Here is an 18,012-nt window from a genome sequence, read left to right on the forward strand (position 1 = left end):
AAGATTTATAGCAAATTTGATGGTTCTTTTATTAAAAAGAAGGCAATTGGATATAAAATTTCCCAGGAAAGAATTTATTCAAATTAAAAAGAGCTCTCAATCTATTCTGATTGAGAGCTCTTTCTTAAACGCTTACCATGACTTATTTTTATTTTAAGCCAAGTGCTTTATCTGTTGTTGCATTTATTTCTTTTAGAAGCTCAGGGTTTTCTGCTAATGATAGACCATAAGATGGAATCATTTCTTTAATTTTTGGTTCCCACTCCTTGATATGCTGAGGGAAACATTTATTAAGAACTTCAAGCATAACATGTACAGCCGTAGATGCACCTGGTGAAGCCCCTAGTAAAGCTGCAATCGAGCCATCAGAAGCACTTACAACTTCTGTACCGAATTGAAGTGTTCCTTTACCGCCAGCTTCTGTATCTTTAATTACTTGTACACGTTGTCCAGCTACGATAATATCCCAATCATCACTTTTTGCATTTGGAATGAACTCACGTAACTCTTCCATACGTTGTTCTTTTGAAAGCATAAGCTGTTGGATTAAATACTTTGTTAAGCCCATCTCTTTCACGCCCGCAGCTAATAAAGTTGTGATATTATGCGGTTTTACAGAAGCAAATAAATCCATATTTGAACCTGTTTTTAAGAACTTAGGAGAGAAACCTGCGAATGGTCCAAATAGTAATGATTTCTTGTTATCAATATAACGTGTGTCAAGATGCGGAACCGACATTGGTGGAGCACCAACTTTTGCTTTTCCGTATACTTTTGCATGATGTTGTTCAGCTATTTCTGGATTATTACATGCTAAGAATAAACCGCTAATTGGGAATCCACCAATATGTTTCCCTTCAGGAATACCTGATTTTTGTAGTAATTCTAAGCTTCCTCCACCAGCTCCAAGGAAGACAAATTTTGCTGAATGATATTCCATTTTACAGCCATCTAAATCGTGCACACGTACTTCCCATGTACCATCACTAGCTTGTTTTAAACTTTCAACACTATGGTTATAGTTAACATCTACATCTTTTGCTTTTAAATGATCAATTAACATACGTGTTAAAGCACCAAAGTTAACATCTGTACCAGTGTCAATTTTCGTTGCAGCAATGTCTTCACCAGCAGGACGATTTTCCATAATAAGTGGAATCCATTTTTTTAGTGTTTCAGGGTCATTAGAAAATTCCATTCCTTCAAATAAAGGATTTTTTGTCATCGTTTCATGACGTTTCTTTAGAAACTCAACATTTTCTTTCCCTTGTACTAAACTCATATGTGGTAAAGGCATAATGAAGTCTTGTGGATTATTGATCAGCTTATTGTTTACAAGATACGACCAAAACTGTCTTGAAACATGGAACTGTTCATTAACATTAATCGCTTTTTTGATATCGATTGATCCGTCTTTTTTCTCTGATGTGTAGTTCAGCTCACATAACGCAGCATGTCCAGTTCCCGCATTGTTTAATTCGTGAGAACTTTCCTCGCCTGCTTTTTCAAGCTTTTCAAACACTGTAATTTTCCAATCTGGTGCTAATTCTTTGAGTAATGTTCCCAAAGTTGCACTCATGATTCCGGCACCAATTAAGATAACATCTGATTTAATTTGTCTGTTACTCATTTTTACCTTCCTTATATGTTAAGATTTGCAGAAAGGATGTAAGCACTCCCACTTTAGAAGTACTGTAGCCATGGAGCAACCTCGGAGCACACCATTTCTGTATCAATTATTACCTTATTGCAGTTTATCACAATTAGTTCAAGAATAAAATATCAACTATTTATATGAGAGTTATCAGCTTTTTTCGAGCCTTTCCAATCATAATTCAAGCAAAAAAATCACTTTTTGTTCTAGATAAAAATTGAATTATTTAAGCTTATTGGAATAATCGGCCTAAAAATGGTTGACATTTTCATAAAAAATAGGTTCTTTTTATTATTATATCTGTATAATAACATATAAATATGGAGCTCGTCTTGTATCTGAACTAACTTTCAATTTTCCACAGATAAACTTTCGATTGGGCTTTTTATATGCCAGCCATCTATATGAAAACCACCCATTTGTATGAGCACATACTCTACTACTGCTTCATATGACGCCATCATCTTTTCAGCATTGTCCTCATGCATTGCTCTCATAAAAATTTCTCTAAAGTCCTCATCTGGAAATGCTGACTTACTATATTTTTGCAGGTAAATTGGATCTTCAAGATAGGCATAGATTTGATAAAAGGGTATCGTTTCTAGATTTAAAAACTGACAGTACACCAAAAATAAATTGGCTAATGAGTTATGGTAGGTAAAGGAAAAGTCCATTCTATCCTGCTCATAGCAATCCTTTAAATTATCTAGTGCATCCCATAGTTCATATTTTTTTATTTCTAAGACCGTTTCATTCATTGTGTTATATTTTTCTTCGAGCCATTCCTCTGCCTCAAATTTCAAGTCTTTTATTATTCCAGTATAATCAAATAAAATCCTACCTGTTTTAAATTGGACCATCGACATGGTTCTTCTTTTTTTAAAATCATCTTGGAAATACCCACGAATTTGACTTGGTGGATTCGCAAAGTATTCAATTAAAAAACCATCAATAACACGATTCCCTCTTTCCCTCCACCCCACATTATCCGCCAAAATAATATGAACATCAATATCAGAGCGCTTAGAGGGATTTCCAGTAATATAGCTCCCACATACGAGCGCTCCTACAACTTCCTCTTTATCTTGCCATGCTTTCAGGAACGTTTCTAAGGCTATTTTCCATTTTGCCATTGATATCATTCACTCCCTTTTTAATTGATTTATTTCTACAATACTATTGAAAAAACAGAAAACCTTTAAATACGTTTTCTGTTTTTATCTGCTTCTTATTTAATTTCTTTAACAGTTAATTTCTTTTGGCTAACTTCATAAGTGACTACCACGTTTTTAATAATCGCCGTATCATCATAGGAAAGACTAGCTTCAAATTCTATTGTAGCATCTCCCTTCCATCTAAGATGATCCACATAGCTATAGTTTTCATGATCTGTTCGAATCCAAGTATCTAACCCTTGCTCAGCACCATATTTAACCCTTGAAGATTCTACTAACTCTGGGCTTACCATTCGCTCTTCCACATTGATGACTTCAACAAATTCACTTTTATTAGAGTTCGTGACAATAGCAATTAATTTCTGATCAGGTGAAGGAATTATCTCTTTAATATACATTGATGGACTGGAGAAGCTAGAATATGCCTCTAGCACATCATCTTTTATACGCCAAAGAACATTTTGGCTTCCGTAATCTGAATAATTATTGAATAAAGTAAAGAAGACGCTCCCATCTGCTAATTTATATACCTGCTGACTTTTAAAGCTTCCCGATAAAATATCGACAGCAAAAATAGCCGAATTTGCAATTTTTTTGTTATCACTTTGTATAAACGGCTGAATAGCCTTTAACGCCTTATTTCTCAACTTTTCATCATTATAGCTCTCTACTAGCCTATTTATTGCAATATAGATATACTCCTCTTTGTCACTATCTAGAGCTTTTAGAAATTTATCTGCATCATATTTTGTAGCTGGCATTAGTTCCATATCCTCTGCTGATAAATAACGAATATAAAGCTCATTATTTTGATGTTTATAGTAAGCTGCTGCTATTGTGGCAGTAGAAACTGAGCTTACGATCATCATACTTATTACCACAGCGAGCCATTTTTTAGAAAAACTTTTCTTCTTTACTTCATAGTTGGCTGCTTCAATTAATTCTTCCTCTATAAATCCAATTTCACGATATAACTCCTCTTTTTTCATATATATAATCCCTCGCTTTCCAAATAAAATCTTAGTTTATTACGTGTTCTAAATAAGTTGGACTTAACTTTACTACTACTCATTTGAAAGTGTAAGGAAATATCTTTTATAGAATAGGAGTACCAATATCGCTGAATAAATATATTTCTAGATTGTTCATCTAAGGTATATAAAAATTGGCTAATGTATTGAGCAAGTTCACCCGCTTCATAGGATGTTTCTACTGTATGAGAAGAAGCTAGACATTCTTCCAGCTCTGTGAGAATGACCTCAAACTCATTGTTTCTTTTTTTGGCTGTATTATAGCTATGCTTATCAAGTGCAATATTACGTATGATTCTCCCTAAAAAAATAGATAGTTTTCTTGGTATCTGTGGAGGAATTGTGTTCCATGCAGCTAGGTAGGCATCATTCTCACATTCTTCAACATCCCTCAAATTTGCCAAGATTCTTCTTGCTATTACTCTACAATATGCTCCATATTTTTTCCTTGTTTCCAAAATAGCCTGCTGTGAGCGTTGTATGTATAAAGCAACTATTTTTTCATCGTCCATTTGCATTTTCTCCTTTTATGTACTCTTACTTATAAAGTAGATAATCCAAACAATTGGTTGCATGTTGTGGCAAAAATTCTGGTAATGAAAAAACCGCACTCTTTTAGGTACGGTTCTCCACATTTCAAAATAAATTAGATAAAAATGTTTGTATTGATGTAGGTAATAGCTGAAAGAATAATCCCTCATATTTAATATCCAGTATACCAGCGACAACAATAACAACGAAAATTAACAATAGAAAGATTTTCTTATTTTTAGAAATCCAATTCAATAGATGCCACTCCTCTGTCCTAATAGTAAGCATGTTTAGTATAAGTTGATTGCTATCAAATAGCATCCTATTCATTGTCTGTCACCTAATTTTACAATGCTACATAAATTAAAATGATACGCTAAAAATGAGAAATATGTAAGAAGGGAATGGGTATGGTCAATTTTAAATCTTTTCGAGGTGTTATCACTCAAGTCAGTGATTTTTCTGTTGGGCAAAACGGAGATAAGAATGGTTGTTATAAAATAATGACCTTAGAAGATGGTGCTGGTGGGGTCGTCAATTTTATTATTTCTCCCTCCACCTATTTTGTTAATCGTGAAATTGTCACAACTGGTGAATGGGTAACAGGATATTATGATGGAGATGCACCTGTACCGATGATTTACCCGCCACAATACCGTGCTTTAATTATTGTAAAAGAAAGCAATTATCATAATGTAAAGGTAGATTTCTTTAATCAACAATTACTGAGTAGTGATGGACAATTACAATTAAACCTTTCTCCTACTACGATTATTTCACTTAAAAATGGGCAGCCTTTTACCAATAGTCCTGCCAATCGAAACCTCATTGTTGTTTATGGTCCTACCACTAGGAGTATTCCTTCTCAAACCACTCCCTATGAAATCATTGTTTGGTGTTAATTTAATCACATTTAAACAACGGCTTAAACCTCACTGCGTGAATTTAAGCCGTTGTTTATTGTTATTTTTTATTCAGTATCATTTTTCATTTCATGTAATTGTTGTTTAATCTGCTCTAGATATTCTTTATTTTGCTGAACCGTATCCAAATGCTCACCATATTGTTCTGCATTGAAACGTGCATTTTCAGCATGCTTAATCTGATTAAATGCATGTTCTATTGCTATTTCCTCTGGATGTGATTTTGCATGCTTTAATAGACGATCCGCCTTTTGCACGGAGTTACTAAATAATGTGCTAGGATGATCCTGCTTCCAACTTGTATCGGAGTGCTTAGCCAATGTATATATCTTCCCTTCTTAAAAATGTTTTCATTGTTCTAGATGTAGTATTATGAAATGCTCTGATAATATGTATGGAAGAAAATAAACACAATATTTCCCAGGCTATAATCAAAGGACTAAGGCATATGCCTTAGTCCTTCTCTCAATGTCATGAATAGTTGTCAAATATAAATTAGTGCCATGCAGTCCTCTCACTGACTGGTTGCTTGATATCTGTTTTTCCTTGTGTTTCAGCAAAGTTATTGATTTGTGCTGAAGCTGAATCAAGCTCAAATTCAGCACCAAACTCCTCACGATGAAGTGTCTGACGCTGTTGATTTGTTTTATTTGCACTTTTCGTACCATTTGATCTGTTACGATTTGTATCCATATTTGACATAACCATCCTTCATCGATTATTTGAAAAGCTTTAAAACCTTGTACAAGTTTTACGAACTTTTCATTCTAAAGTTTGTCCAAGGAGGAAAAAAGAATGTGCATTAATTATTTTTTTTAGCTAAGTATAGAGTTGAGGATTTTTCAATTTTTGATTGTTAGTAAGTCGCTTGCAATCTTATTTTCTTTCTGACTATAATACTTGTATACAAGTATACTTCAAATCAAAAAGGGTGATATTATGAGCGAATATAATGATTATTTATATCCACAAAAATGGCTTTCTAAGGCTTCTACAGGTGATCGCGTAGCATATGAACTTAGAATGCGTATTATTTCAGGTTTAATTGAAAGCGGTACCATTCTTTCAGAAAACAAACTGGCAGCTGATTTTGAAGTAAGCCGTTCACCCATTCGTGAAGCCTTAAGAATATTAGCTTCTGAAAATATCATTCGATTAGAGAAAATGGGTGCTGTTGTCATTGGTTTATCTGAAAAAGAGATTGAAGAAATTTATGATGTTCGATTGCTGATTGAAACATTTGTGTTTGAACGTCTCATAAAAATGGATACAACTAGCTTAGCACTAGAACTTAGCAAAACATTAGAAATGATGAAAGTTGCCATTAAGTATAACGATGCAGACGAATTTTCTTATCAGGATGTTATGTTCCATGAGACAATTATTCGTTCCATCGGACATTCCTATATCACCATGATTTGGAATAATTTAAAGCCAGTAATGGAAGGCTTGATTTTACTATCTATGCGCATGCGCTTTAAAGAGAAATATGAGGATTTTACTCGTATTGTGAAAAATCATGAGCTCTATATTGACGCTATTAGAGCCAAAGATCGAGAGCTTATGATTAAATCCTTACATGAAAATTTTGATGATGTTCAAGGCAAAGTAGAAGATTTATGGCGGTCACAGCAAATGCTATCTAAAGGGGTTGAGCCACAAAATGACTAACTATATGTTAGGTGTTGATATAGGGACTACTAGCACTAAGGCCGTATTATTTAGTCAACATGGGAAGGTTATTCAACAAGAAAATATTGGGTATCCATTATATACACCGGATATTTCGACAGCAGAACAAAATCCAGAAGAAATCTTTCAAGCTGTACTACAAGCCATTACCAGCATTATGAAAGTCCATTCTGATAAACCATTACTATTTGTTTCCTTTAGTAGTGCTATGCATAGTGTGATCGCTATGGACGAAAATGATCAACCGTTAACACCTGTCATCACTTGGGCGGATAATCGTAGTGAAGCATGGGCACATAAAATTAAAGCTGACTGGAATGGCCATGAAATTTATAAAAGAACAGGTACACCTATTCATCCAATGTCACCACTAAGCAAAATTACTTGGCTTGTGCATGAACATCCTGAAATCGCGCGCAAAACGAAGAAATATATCGGTATTAAAGAATACATTTTTAAAAAGTTTTTTGATCAATATGTCGTCGATTATTCATTAGCTTCGTGTATGGGTATGATGAATCTCCATACATTAGATTGGGACGAAGAAGCTTTAGCTGTTGCAGGTATTGCGAAAGCACAATTATCCACACTCGTACCAACAACTCAACTATTTTTAAATTGCAATGACCTTTTAGCTAAACAAATTGGTATTGACCCACAAACACCTTTTGTCATTGGTGCAAGTGATGGCGTGCTCTCTAATCTAGGTGTGAACGCCATTCGAGAAGGCGAAATTGCTGTCACTATTGGGACAAGCGGTGCTATCCGTACCATAATTGATAGGCCCAAAACAGATGTAAAGGGTAGAATTTTTTGCTATGCACTAACAGAAAACCATTGGGTCATTGGTGGACCCGTAAACAATGGTGGTATGGTATTACGCTGGATTCGCGATGAGTTTGCCTCTTCTGAGATTGAAACAGCTAAAAGACTAGGTATTGATCCATATGAAGTGTTAACGAAAATTGCTGAACGTGTTAGACCTGGTGCTGATGGGCTGCTATTCCATCCCTATCTATCAGGTGAACGTGCGCCTTTATGGAATCCAGATGTCCGTGGTTCATTTTTTGGTTTAACTATGTCTCATAAAAAGGAACATATGATACGAGCTGCCCTCGAAGGGGTTATCTACAATTTATATACTGTCTATTTAGCATTACTGGAATGTATGGAAAGCCCTGTCACTCGTATTCAAGCAACAGGCGGGTTTTCACGCTCTGAGATTTGGAGACAAATGATGGCGGATATTTTTGAATCCGAAGTGGTAGTACCTGAAAGCTATGAAAGCTCCTGTCTAGGCGCTTGTATTTTAGGCTTATATGCTACAGGAAAAATTGATTCCTTTGACGTTGTCGCTGATATGGTTGGTGACACTTATAAACATACGCCAATCGAAGAAGCAGCCAAAGAATATAGACAGCTACTCCCAATTTTCATTCGTTTATCTAGAGTTTTAGCAGACGACTATACGTCAATTGCTCAGTATCAAAGGAGCTTAATTAAGCCCGACTAAAGAGGAGGAGAATACATGCCATTAGTTATTGTAGGTATTGGTATTATTGCGCTGTTAATTTTAATAATGGGCTTTAAATTAAATACGTTTATTTCATTAATCATTGTTTCATTCGGTGTTGCTTTAGCTCTTGGGATGCCTTTGGATATTATCGTAAAAACGATTGAAGCAGGGTTAGGTGGAACATTAGGTCACTTGGCACTAATATTTGGTCTTGGAGCGATGCTAGGAAAATTAATTGCCGATTCTGGCGGTGCACAGCGTATTGCCATGACCCTTGTGAATAAATTTGGAGAAAAGAACATTCAATGGGCAGTTGTAGTAGCATCCTTTATTATCGGTATCGCTCTTTTCTTTGAAGTAGGTCTTGTGCTATTAATCCCAATTGTCTTTGCTATTTCAAGACAATTAAAGGTATCTATTTTATATTTAGGAATTCCAATGACCGCAGCCTTATCTGTCACACATGGATTTTTGCCACCACATCCTGGACCAACTGTTATTGCTGGCGAATTTGGGGCAAATATTGGTGAGGTGTTGCTTTATGGCTTTTTCATCGCCATTCCGACTGTTATTTTAGCTGGACCATTATTTACAAAATTAGCGAAAAGGTTAGTGCCTGAATCATTCAACAAAACTGGAAATATTGCCTCTCTAGGTGAACAAAAAACATTTGAACTAGAGGACACACCGAGTTTTGGAATAAGTGTTTTTACTGCACTATTACCCGTTATTTTAATGTCCATTGCTACTATTATTACACTGTTACAAAAAACAATTGGCTTTGAAGATAATGGCTTCTTAGCAGGTATCCGCTTCATCGGTGAAGCTGGTACATCCATGTTAATTTCCTTATTAGTTGCCGTCTATACAATGGGTATCGCAAGGAATATTCCTATTAAGCAAGTAATGGAGTCATGTACAACAGCAATCTCCCATATCGGTATGATGCTCTTAATTATTGGGGGCGGTGGTGCCTTCAAACAAGTTTTAATTGATGGTGGTGTCGGTGATTATGTAGCTGAACTCTTCCATGGAACTACCTTATCGCCAATTTTACTAGCATGGATTATTGCGGCTATTTTACGCATTTCATTAGGGTCAGCTACGGTTGCTGCTTTAACAACAGCTGGGTTAGTCATTCCAATGTTAGGTCAAAGTGATGTAAACCTTGCCTTGGTCGTGTTGGCAACAGGTGCAGGAAGCTTAATTGCTTCACATGTTAATGATGCAGGTTTCTGGATGTTTAAAGAATATTTTGGATTGAGCATGAAGGAAACATTCGCTACTTGGACCTTGCTAGAAACAATTGTATCTGTGGCTGGTTTAGGGTTTATTTTATTACTTAGTTTATTTGTTTAAAAAATATTTAAAAAGGAGCAAGTACAATGTTAAATACAATTGGCGTTATTGGATTAGGTGTTATGGGCAGTAATATCGCTTTAAACATGGCTAATAAGGGCGAGCAAGTAGCCGTTTATAATTACACACGAGATTTAACCGACAAACTTCTACAAAAAGTTGAAGGACAAGCGCTTACTCCTTACTATGAAATAGAAGAGTTTGTACAAGCTTTAGAAAAACCAAGAAAGATTTTTTTGATGGTGACAGCTGGGAATGCTATTGATTCAGTTATCCAATCAGTAGTGCCTTTCCTTGAAAAGGGCGATGTCATTATGGATGGAGGCAACTCTCATTATAAAGATACAGAGCGTAGATACGATGAACTTAAAGCTTTAGAAATCGGGTATTTAGGGATTGGTATTTCTGGTGGTGAAGTAGGAGCATTGACAGGACCATCTATTATGCCTGGTGGTGATCAAGAGGTCTATAACAAAGTAGCACCTATACTGACAAAGATTGCAGCGCAAGTGAATGATACACCATGCTGTACGTATATTGGTCCCAAGGGCGCAGGTCACTTCGTCAAAATGGTACACAATGGAATCGAGTATGCAGATATGCAACTCATTGCGGAGGCCTATACGTTTTTAAGAAAAAATATAGGATTATCCGTTGAGGAAATTGCTACTATCTTTGAAACATGGAATCAGGGCGAATTGAAAAGCTATTTAATCGAAATAACAGCTGAAATCTTAAGGAAAAAAGATGAGATAACAGGATTACCACTGATTGATATGATACTTGATAAAGCTGGTCAAAAAGGTACTGGGAAATGGACAAGCCTGCAATCTATAGACAATGGTATTCCTACATCAATTATTACGGAGGCCTTATTCGCTCGCTATATTTCATCATTAAAAGAGGAACGAATTCAAGCAGAGGCAATACTATCTGGACCAAATTATAAACAACAAAATCTAGATAAAGATGTCTGGATTGAATACGTCCGCCAAGCGCTATATATGGGGAAAATATGTGCTTATGCGCAAGGATTTACACAATATAAAATGACATCAGAGCTTTATGAATGGCGTTTACCATTAAAAGATATTGCATTAATTTTCCGTAGTGGTTGTATTATTCGAGCAGAATTTTTAAATGTTATTAGTGAAGCCTATCAAAAGCAACCTTCTCTAAATAATTTATTAATTGATCCGTACTTTGCAGAAAAGTCGATGGACTATCAAAATGGATTAAGAAAAATAGTTTGTGAAGGCATCCAAGCAGGAAACGCGTTCCCTTGCTTGAGTGCTTCTCTCACATATTACGATAGTTATCGAACAGGTTCATCTAATGCTAATATGTTACAGGCACAACGTGATTATTTCGGTGCGCATACGTATGAACGAATTGATGCACAAGGTGTTTTCCATACAAATTGGTAAGTAAAAAGCTAAAATATACATCATTGCCTCAATGATTGTATATTTTAGCTTTTTTATTCTAGAAAAACATGTACTCGATTACGGCCTGCTTGTTTTGCCGCATACAGTGCTTTGTCCGCACTGTTTAAAAGCTGATACAGTGTCTCTTGTCCCTTTGTGCCTTCTGCTACACCACAGCTTATAGTAGCACGAATTGCTCCCTCAGTAGTCATAAGTGGCTGGGATTCTACGCTATTACAGAGCAAATTAGCTAATGCTTGCCCCTCTAATAATGTAGAGTCCTTGAGTGCAAGAACAAATTCCTCACCGCCATACCGTGCAAACAGTTCTCCTTTTTTCAACACACTCTGACAAACCTTTACGACATGAACTAGTAATTGATCACCGATAGCATGCCCATACGTATCATTGACGTTTTTAAAATGATCAATGTCCATTAAAATGACAGTAAAAGCTGAGGATGATTCTCTTGCCTCGCTGTAAGCCTGATTACATTGTTGAAAAAAAGCTCGACGATTATAAATTTGTGTAAGTTCATCGTAAAAAGCGAGTTGCTCTAACTGTCTTTGTAGCTCCTTCAACTCTGTTATATCAGTGAAAATAAGTAATAACCCCTTACCATGATTAACATGTTGCAGCTCTGTAACACGCACTTGATAAGTATGATCAGAAAGCATCATCTCGATGTCTTGCGTATTCACCACTGCCTCCAATGTAAATGGCATCGGTTGTCCAGTTACTTCAAGCCATGTTTTCCTAATATCCCTACCAATCATGGATCTGGTTAGCTGAGGAAATACCTTGCTGCAGGCTTGGTTAAACTCTATTAATCGAGCAGATTCATCTAAGACAATAACCCCATCATTGATACTATGAAATATTGCATCCTTGGCAACAGGCATCACCCTAAATAACCGTGAGGAATTAATAGACCATAAATATAAAAATGAAGAAGCCCATAATACCATAGGAACAGGATCAACTCCTTGAGGTGTTAAGCCCAATAAATAGATGAATGCTGTTATCATAGGAATAAGTTGACTACACATTAAGGCAATTAATTGTTGCCGGTAGGCCTTAGTAGTCTCTTTCCAATGGATTAATACTAATAAGAAGGATACGAACATACAGCCAAAAGTAAATATGCCATGAATGATATACCATATGCCAATTTCCTGATGAACATAAGGTGCCCCTAATATAGGATCTATTTCAAATACTCTATAATGAAAATGGTGTATATCATTTGTAGCAACCATGACTAAGCTAATAAATGGAACGGCAAGAAGAGCCATTATCTTTTTCCTTGTCAGATGAAAGCCTAGGTATTGCATGATAAACAATAATCCGAGAGGCGTTGAAAAAGCCATACCTACATATTGGATGGCCGTCCAAACCTTTATGGCACTTAATGTTGTAGCGATTAAACCAAAAGCAGAGGCAAAACAATATACCGCAATTAATGCGGTATAACTAATAAACAATTGAGCAATTTTTGTATAATTGTAGCGTTTTAGAAATACGTATAAACATAAATACAAATTTAGTACACCTGATGTGCAGCTAAGAGTAATGAAAGCAGTCAATTGCGAATTCATGTCTATGTACCTCTTTATATTTTTAATTTTAATGTAGCATACATATAAAATTTTGTGGATTTATTTATCGATTAATTTTTTAAGGAGTAACGAATATGATTAATAAGGATAACTCAGAAATCATTTTCTTTTCTGATCCAGTTGAAAATCTAACCCACCCCTTTTATAAGAAACAAATTGTATTCACAGGCGCCCTTTCTACCATGACACGATCCGAAGCCTTCAAACAAGTAAAAGCCTATGGAGGGTATTTACAGGGAGCTGTTACACAACATACTGATTTCGTTGTGCTTGGTAATAAACGTAGGGGTATAAGCGCCAAGCAGCATAAAGCTGAGCAACTAATCCGTGAGGGGCAAGACATTCAAATATTAATAGAAGATGATTTTTTATGGCTTATTTCAATCCCAAAGAAAGATGATAAGTAAAAAGAGTATGTAAGGTTGTTCTTCTTACATACTCTTTTAATTTTTTACTTTATCGGAACAGCAATAGGCTTTAATGTATATGGCTCTTTTATCGGTTCTAATGCCCCTGTACTATCCTTAATTTTGTATACACCTACTACAGGGGTGATCATAATCGAGGTAGCTTGTTCATCAAATTTGTTTGCAACAATACGAGGGTAATTTTCACGCCCTTGAAAATCTGTACTATGACCAGTTCCTCTAAAATGAATGACATTATAATCATTCCCTAAATCATCTGTCACAATATAGTCAATGAGAACTCCTCGCCAAGCTTCATTTTCTTTTTCCACCAAGACTTCTTCGGAAAGATAAAATGTTGTAGCGATAGGTGTTTTGGTTATTTTAAAAGCTTCAATTTTTATACCTTCCCCTTCTGTTTTCATACTATCTTTTTCCACCTTTATTGTTTCACTTTCAAGCTTCTCTAAAGTAAATTCAAATGCCCAGTCTCCTGCTACTGACTTATTTACATTATTTAAATCAACAATTTGATTTCCTTGAAAATTAATGTGAACTTCCTCGGGCTTAGAGCCTCTAATGAGTTCAAAAATATACAATACTGCATACTCATTGCTGTTTATTTTTTGAACCAAATAATTTGTTGAATAGCCACCATATCGATACCTATTACCAAATTCCTCAGCAGTTAGTTCACGATTGTCACCATATAAAACTGGCCTTTCTCCTAAATCCTTTTCACTTTTTATAGTGTAAGCAATAGTAATATTTTCACCATCATATACAGCATCTGTAACAGTGACTTCAACTCCATTACTTTCTTGGCTCACTCCGACACTTGTAGAATACTGATCATAATTGTTAAATACATACCTTTCATCATCAATAAACAATTCGAATACACTTCCAATAAACGGTAAATTTGCAGCAAATGTAGGAAACGAATAACCAATTGTCATACTGGATGCAATAAAAAAAGTAGCTGCAACAATAAAATTTTTAATGAAATGCCTTTTCTTTTTAACTATCATGACATTTCTTTTCACTCTCTCTTTTTCAAGTGAGCTCACTTCCATCGGCTCTATATTTATATCAAGATTTAAATCATTAAATTGTTTATATAGCTTTTTCATGTCATACTTCCCCCCAAACGAATTTGCTGTAATCGTTTTTTCCCACGATATAATCGATTATCAATAGCGGCTTTTGTTAAACCACAATGAGTAGCAATTTCTTCGTTTTTCATATTTAAAAAGTATTTCATCGTAAAAATATCACGGTCTAACTGCTCTAATTGCGTCATCATGATGAGCACTTCCTCTGTTGTTGTCTTGATTAAGTATTCCTCTTCAGCCGATATTGCGGCTTCACCTGTTTCATTTAGCTCATAAAAATATGGCGTTTTAGACAACCTTCTTTGTTTCGAAATGGCTTTAAACTTTGCTATCGTGCAAATCCATCTTCTAAAATCCTCTTTATCGCCTCTAAATTGTTTAGCATTTTCATAAGCCCCTAGAAATGTATCACTAATACATTCCTCTATTATTTGAGGATCATTATAGGATTTTAGAGCATTATAAATAATCGCTTTGATAATCCCCATATATTCATCAATGACATATTGAAGTGCTTCTTCTCGTTTTTTCTTAAGATGTTTTATAAAATTTTCATCTGTTACCCTCATGCAAACACCCTTTCTTCCACAAACATAAAGGATCCTTTATATAAAACATCGCTCAATCTTAAATTTCTTCTCATATTACTCAAAAATATTTATAATTTCAATTTTTTAACAAATATAAAAGGCTAAATCTCAATTGATTTAGCCTTTTTAATGTTTATAGTATAGATTTTAACCAATAGCATTGGGACGAAAACTATTTGTTTACCTTAGGTGCTGGATAATCAAAGCCCTTTGTATCCACCTCTACCTTTTTCATCTGCTGATCTTCTAGTGGTTTATTTGTAGCATCTCGCTCTGCTCCAACAATGGCATCAACTGTTTCCATACCTGCAATCACCTTGCCAAAAGCAGCATATTTTCCATCAAGATGTGATGCTTCCCTTACCATAATGAAAAATTGTGAGCCTGCTGAGTTTGGATCATCTGAACGAGCCATCGAAATAACACCACGTTCATGCTTCATATTATTTTCAAATCCATTTGAGGTAAACTCACCATCAATCGAATAATCAGATCCTCCAGTACCATTTCCTTTAGGATCTCCACCCTGAATCATAAAATCAGGAATAACTCGATGGAAAATAAGACCATCATAGAATCCATCTTTTACTAAAGCAATAAAGTTAGCTACTGTATTTGGTGCTACAGTAGGCTCCAATTCAATAACAATTTTTTCATCATTGCTCATCGTAATCGTCACAATTGGATTTTCCTTCACTTTTGACGCATAATCCATTGTTTCTTGTGTTTCTTTAGCTGTTTTTCCCTCAGTTTTCGCACTATCCTTAGCTGTACCACAGCCTGTCAAAACAACAATAATGGCTAGCAGAGATAGCATAAAAAACAAACCTTTATTACGTACGAACATATCCTTTTCAACTCCTCTTGTTAAGCATCAATTCATTATAAAACTATTCCAAACTGTAGGACAAATCCAAGAGAGACAATGACAGAATATTCCTGTCATTGTCTCTTTTTATTTCTACTATATTAATTTCGTAGGTTGCTATTAATTCACATTATTTCAATAAATCATAATTCCCTTGTCTAATACAGATTGATTTTGTACCTGATTCCCTAAAATATATAGTTTTTTTAAGTTGGGCAAATTCACTAAGGGTTCTACATTCGAAATAGCATTATTTTCTAAATGAAGCACCTCTATTTGTTGCCAATTTCCCAAGAAATTTAACGATTGTAGTGAACTATCTTGTAAAGTGAATGAACGTAAATTTGTAAAGCCAGCAAAGTAAGGCATGATCTTATCTACTTCTTGCACCCATTCCCCATTACCAATTTGAATGGAAACATCATTTAAAGTTAAATGCTCCAGCACGTTGTTCGTAAATGGCTTGCTATTCACCTGAAAATTACATTCATTACAGTTTAACATTTTTACATGCTGCAAATTGAATAAGTCATTGGTTTCATAAAAGAGGGTCTCATTTAAATTGATTGTTTGCAAATGAGGTAGGTCATTTAATGAACGAATACCTGTAAGAATTCCATACTCCATGACTGTAAGCTGTTCTAGCTGTGGGTATTTCAGTAGTTCTGCACCATTCAATTGCGAATCCGATCCACTTATAGAAACCGTCAAATCTCTTAAAGCGGGTGCTTCTAGCTGTGGTAAAAATGAACTCTTCAGCTCTGCTTTTTTCAAATGGGGCGCTACAATCGATGAAATATCACCATGATAGCCAGTTAACGATAACTCTGTCAATGACGTTAGACTGTTAACCATATCTAACAATTCAACTTGACCAGGAGAAGCTAAACGTAGCTTTGTTAAAGATGACATATTTCTAAGTCTATCTAAATTGATGATATTCATGTTTTCAAGATCTAAAGATTGTAGTTTAGGCATGTTTTGTATAAAATCAAGCGTTTTTAAATTTCTTACTGACGTAAGCTTCAATTCTTGTAATTGAGTCAATGAGTAAAGTGGGCTAAAATCTGTAGCTTCACTAATGTCTATTGCTAACGACTCTAGATTAGTTAGTGTAGACAGCCACTTTAAATCATTAATTGATTTTAAGGAAAGTGATTTCAGCGATAATTTATTTAGAATCTGAAAATCTGTCACCTCTTCAGCCACATAAGATAGTTCTAGAGATTGAAGATTGGGGAACTCTAATAATAAAGCAAGTTCATCATTACTTCTAATTTGGATAGAGAGCTCTTTAACATTTGACTTATCACTAAAATATCCTGCGATTTTACTAAATGATTCATTAAAACTACCTGTATAACTTTTTAAGTTTTCAAGATGTTGGAAGCTTACTTTTTCACTTTGTGATATTTCATAATCATTCATGAGCTTTAAAACCGTTAATCCAGTAAAGGCCTCAAAGTCCTTTTGTTCAATTTTTTGCGTATTTAATAATTTATCCATAATGATATAAGTAGAAATTTTAGCTTCCTTATTTGTAAAAGGATCTTCTAGACTATAATCAAAATGCCATTGATCGTCAGAATAGTAGGCAGCCAAATATCGAATACTTGCAATCTCTTCTTTTGCTGGCATCGTCCCACCTTTATCAAAAATATCTTTTAAAAAGAACAGTAGAACTTCACTTTCAGGCATTGTTCGAACGGATAGTTCTTCACGGTTTCCATCCTCTGTTTGATTACTACTTAAAAGAAAATACCCAAGGAATACACACATCATGACAATTGGTATCATAAAGAGCAGCTTTAAATTTGTTTTTGGACGGGATGGTGTATGAGGAGAAGCTGTTCCATAATAATTATTAATCGTTTGATCAACATAATAAATTTTATTCTCTTTCAACATGATTTCCGTATCACAAAAAGGACATTTGAATGTTTGCTCTTCTTTATATTCAATTTTCCCATTACAATTTGGACAATTTAATTTAATAAATTCCACTGGCAGCCCCCCAGCACTATTTTTCCATTAAGCTTAGTTGTCTAAAAAATAAATGTCAATATTTACGAAGTATAGGCAAGCAATCTAAAACTAAATTTTAA

Annotated in this window: 18 protein-coding genes; 6 read left to right on the forward strand and 12 right to left on the reverse strand. The window is 35.0% G+C overall.

Going from position 1 to position 18,012, the window contains the following annotated elements:
• Positions 1 to 148: 148 nt before the first annotated feature.
• From MKY76_RS23160 to MKY76_RS23180, 5 genes are all read right to left on the reverse strand, one after another.
• Positions 149 to 1,630 carry a malate:quinone oxidoreductase gene (locus MKY76_RS23160; RefSeq protein ID WP_004233452.1) on the reverse strand — a complete coding sequence of 494 codons (1,482 nt, stop codon included), beginning with the start codon at positions 1,628 to 1,630 and terminating at the stop codon, positions 149 to 151.
• A 374-nt stretch (positions 1,631 to 2,004) separates the two neighbouring features.
• Positions 2,005 to 2,787, reverse strand: coding sequence for a nucleotidyltransferase domain-containing protein (locus MKY76_RS23165; RefSeq protein WP_342557208.1), 783 nt, complete (start codon positions 2,785 to 2,787; stop codon positions 2,005 to 2,007).
• A 95-nt stretch (positions 2,788 to 2,882) separates the two neighbouring features.
• Positions 2,883 to 3,818, reverse strand: a complete 936-nt coding sequence (locus tag MKY76_RS23170) for a hypothetical protein (protein WP_048395297.1) — start codon at positions 3,816 to 3,818, stop codon at positions 2,883 to 2,885.
• Positions 3,815 to 4,372, reverse strand: a complete 558-nt coding sequence (locus MKY76_RS23175; protein ID WP_054548847.1) for a sigma-70 family RNA polymerase sigma factor — start codon at positions 4,370 to 4,372, stop codon at positions 3,815 to 3,817. The genes MKY76_RS23170 and MKY76_RS23175 overlap by 4 nt, the downstream gene beginning before the upstream one ends.
• 124 nt (positions 4,373 to 4,496) lie before the next feature.
• Positions 4,497 to 4,646 (reverse strand): hypothetical protein, encoded by a 150-nt coding sequence (locus tag MKY76_RS23180; RefSeq protein WP_231595739.1) that lies wholly within the window; start codon positions 4,644 to 4,646, stop codon positions 4,497 to 4,499.
• A gap of 155 nt (positions 4,647 to 4,801) precedes the next feature.
• Here MKY76_RS23180 and MKY76_RS23185 point away from each other — a divergent pair, with 155 nt between their 5' ends.
• The gene (locus MKY76_RS23185; RefSeq protein WP_342557209.1) at positions 4,802 to 5,293 is read left to right on the forward strand and encodes a hypothetical protein; all 492 of its coding nucleotides are present in this window, start codon (positions 4,802 to 4,804) and stop codon (positions 5,291 to 5,293) included.
• 68 nt (positions 5,294 to 5,361) lie between these two features.
• On the opposite strand, the gene MKY76_RS23190 is transcribed toward MKY76_RS23185, so the two are convergent.
• Positions 5,362 to 5,634, reverse strand: coding sequence for a hypothetical protein (locus MKY76_RS23190; RefSeq protein WP_004233441.1), 273 nt, complete (start codon positions 5,632 to 5,634; stop codon positions 5,362 to 5,364).
• 175 nt (positions 5,635 to 5,809) lie between these two features.
• A complete protein-coding gene (locus MKY76_RS23195) occupies positions 5,810 to 6,016 on the reverse strand; it encodes a hypothetical protein (protein ID WP_054548846.1) in 207 nt (68 codons plus the stop codon).
• 237 nt (positions 6,017 to 6,253) lie between these two features.
• Here MKY76_RS23195 and MKY76_RS23200 point away from each other — a divergent pair, with 237 nt between their 5' ends.
• The 4 genes from MKY76_RS23200 to gnd are packed head-to-tail and all read left to right on the forward strand — an operon-like array spanning position 6,254 to position 11,308.
• Positions 6,254 to 6,985: a GntR family transcriptional regulator gene (locus MKY76_RS23200; protein ID WP_048395289.1), complete on the forward strand. Its 732-nt coding sequence runs from the start codon at positions 6,254 to 6,256 to the stop codon at positions 6,983 to 6,985.
• Positions 6,978 to 8,519: a gluconokinase gene (gene gntK, locus MKY76_RS23205; protein ID WP_342557210.1), complete on the forward strand. Its 1,542-nt coding sequence runs from the start codon at positions 6,978 to 6,980 to the stop codon at positions 8,517 to 8,519. Before MKY76_RS23200 ends, gntK begins: the two co-directional genes overlap by 8 nt.
• Positions 8,520 to 8,534: 15 nt before the next feature.
• Positions 8,535 to 9,881: a GntP family permease gene (locus tag MKY76_RS23210; protein ID WP_342557211.1), complete on the forward strand. Its 1,347-nt coding sequence runs from the start codon at positions 8,535 to 8,537 to the stop codon at positions 9,879 to 9,881.
• A gap of 26 nt (positions 9,882 to 9,907) precedes the next feature.
• On the forward strand, positions 9,908 to 11,308 hold the full coding sequence (gene gnd / locus MKY76_RS23215) for a decarboxylating NADP(+)-dependent phosphogluconate dehydrogenase (RefSeq protein ID WP_269898053.1): 1,401 nt from the start codon (positions 9,908 to 9,910) through the stop codon (positions 11,306 to 11,308).
• 53 nt (positions 11,309 to 11,361) lie between these two features.
• On the opposite strand, the gene MKY76_RS23220 is transcribed toward gnd, so the two are convergent.
• Complete coding sequence (locus tag MKY76_RS23220) at positions 11,362 to 12,906, reverse strand: histidine kinase N-terminal 7TM domain-containing protein (protein WP_342557212.1); 1,545 nt, start codon at positions 12,904 to 12,906, stop codon at positions 11,362 to 11,364.
• A gap of 95 nt (positions 12,907 to 13,001) precedes the next feature.
• On the opposite strand from MKY76_RS23220, the gene MKY76_RS23225 reads away from it, so the two are divergent.
• On the forward strand, positions 13,002 to 13,334 hold the full coding sequence (locus MKY76_RS23225; RefSeq protein ID WP_103119029.1) for a BRCT domain-containing protein: 333 nt from the start codon (positions 13,002 to 13,004) through the stop codon (positions 13,332 to 13,334).
• A 44-nt stretch (positions 13,335 to 13,378) separates the two neighbouring features.
• On the opposite strand, the gene MKY76_RS23230 is transcribed toward MKY76_RS23225, so the two are convergent.
• The 4 genes from MKY76_RS23230 to MKY76_RS23245 form a co-directional block, all read right to left on the reverse strand.
• Positions 13,379 to 14,467: a DUF4179 domain-containing protein gene (locus MKY76_RS23230; protein ID WP_342557213.1), complete on the reverse strand. Its 1,089-nt coding sequence runs from the start codon at positions 14,465 to 14,467 to the stop codon at positions 13,379 to 13,381.
• A complete protein-coding gene (locus MKY76_RS23235) occupies positions 14,464 to 15,018 on the reverse strand; it encodes a sigma-70 family RNA polymerase sigma factor (RefSeq protein WP_259420030.1) in 555 nt (184 codons plus the stop codon). Before MKY76_RS23235 ends, MKY76_RS23230 begins: the two co-directional genes overlap by 4 nt.
• A 193-nt stretch (positions 15,019 to 15,211) precedes the next feature.
• Positions 15,212 to 15,886, reverse strand: coding sequence for a peptidylprolyl isomerase (locus MKY76_RS23240; protein WP_342557214.1), 675 nt, complete (start codon positions 15,884 to 15,886; stop codon positions 15,212 to 15,214).
• Between the two features lie 156 nt (positions 15,887 to 16,042).
• Positions 16,043 to 17,911, reverse strand: a complete 1,869-nt coding sequence (locus tag MKY76_RS23245; protein WP_342557215.1) for a leucine-rich repeat domain-containing protein — start codon at positions 17,909 to 17,911, stop codon at positions 16,043 to 16,045.
• Positions 17,912 to 18,012: the final 101 nt, after the last annotated feature.

The organism is Lysinibacillus sp. FSL P4-0201, from assembly GCF_038593425.1.
GTDB lineage: Bacteria > Bacillota > Bacilli > Bacillales_A > Planococcaceae > Lysinibacillus > Lysinibacillus capsici.

What these genes read in the sequence shown, in the direction of transcription:
- MKY76_RS23160 (WP_004233452.1), bottom strand. Translation starts at nt 1,630, where the DNA reads ATGAGTAACAGACAAATTAAATCAGATGTTATCTTAATTGGTGCCGGA.
- MKY76_RS23165 (WP_342557208.1), bottom strand. Translation starts at nt 2,787, where the DNA reads ATGGCAAAATGGAAAATAGCCTTAGAAACGTTCCTGAAAGCATGGCAA.
- MKY76_RS23170 (WP_048395297.1), bottom strand. Translation starts at nt 3,818, where the DNA reads ATGAAAAAAGAGGAGTTATATCGTGAAATTGGATTTATAGAGGAAGAA.
- MKY76_RS23175 (WP_054548847.1), bottom strand. Translation starts at nt 4,372, where the DNA reads ATGGACGATGAAAAAATAGTTGCTTTATACATACAACGCTCACAGCAG.
- MKY76_RS23185 (WP_342557209.1), top strand. Translation starts at nt 4,802, where the DNA reads ATGGTCAATTTTAAATCTTTTCGAGGTGTTATCACTCAAGTCAGTGAT.
- MKY76_RS23195 (WP_054548846.1), bottom strand. Translation starts at nt 6,016, where the DNA reads ATGTCAAATATGGATACAAATCGTAACAGATCAAATGGTACGAAAAGT.
- MKY76_RS23200 (WP_048395289.1), top strand. Translation starts at nt 6,254, where the DNA reads ATGAGCGAATATAATGATTATTTATATCCACAAAAATGGCTTTCTAAG.
- gntK (WP_342557210.1), top strand. Translation starts at nt 6,978, where the DNA reads ATGACTAACTATATGTTAGGTGTTGATATAGGGACTACTAGCACTAAG.
- MKY76_RS23210 (WP_342557211.1), top strand. Translation starts at nt 8,535, where the DNA reads ATGCCATTAGTTATTGTAGGTATTGGTATTATTGCGCTGTTAATTTTA.
- gnd (WP_269898053.1), top strand. Translation starts at nt 9,908, where the DNA reads ATGTTAAATACAATTGGCGTTATTGGATTAGGTGTTATGGGCAGTAAT.
- MKY76_RS23220 (WP_342557212.1), bottom strand. Translation starts at nt 12,906, where the DNA reads ATGAATTCGCAATTGACTGCTTTCATTACTCTTAGCTGCACATCAGGT.
- MKY76_RS23225 (WP_103119029.1), top strand. Translation starts at nt 13,002, where the DNA reads ATGATTAATAAGGATAACTCAGAAATCATTTTCTTTTCTGATCCAGTT.
- MKY76_RS23230 (WP_342557213.1), bottom strand. Translation starts at nt 14,467, where the DNA reads ATGAAAAAGCTATATAAACAATTTAATGATTTAAATCTTGATATAAAT.
- MKY76_RS23235 (WP_259420030.1), bottom strand. Translation starts at nt 15,018, where the DNA reads ATGAGGGTAACAGATGAAAATTTTATAAAACATCTTAAGAAAAAACGA.
- MKY76_RS23240 (WP_342557214.1), bottom strand. Translation starts at nt 15,886, where the DNA reads ATGTTCGTACGTAATAAAGGTTTGTTTTTTATGCTATCTCTGCTAGCC.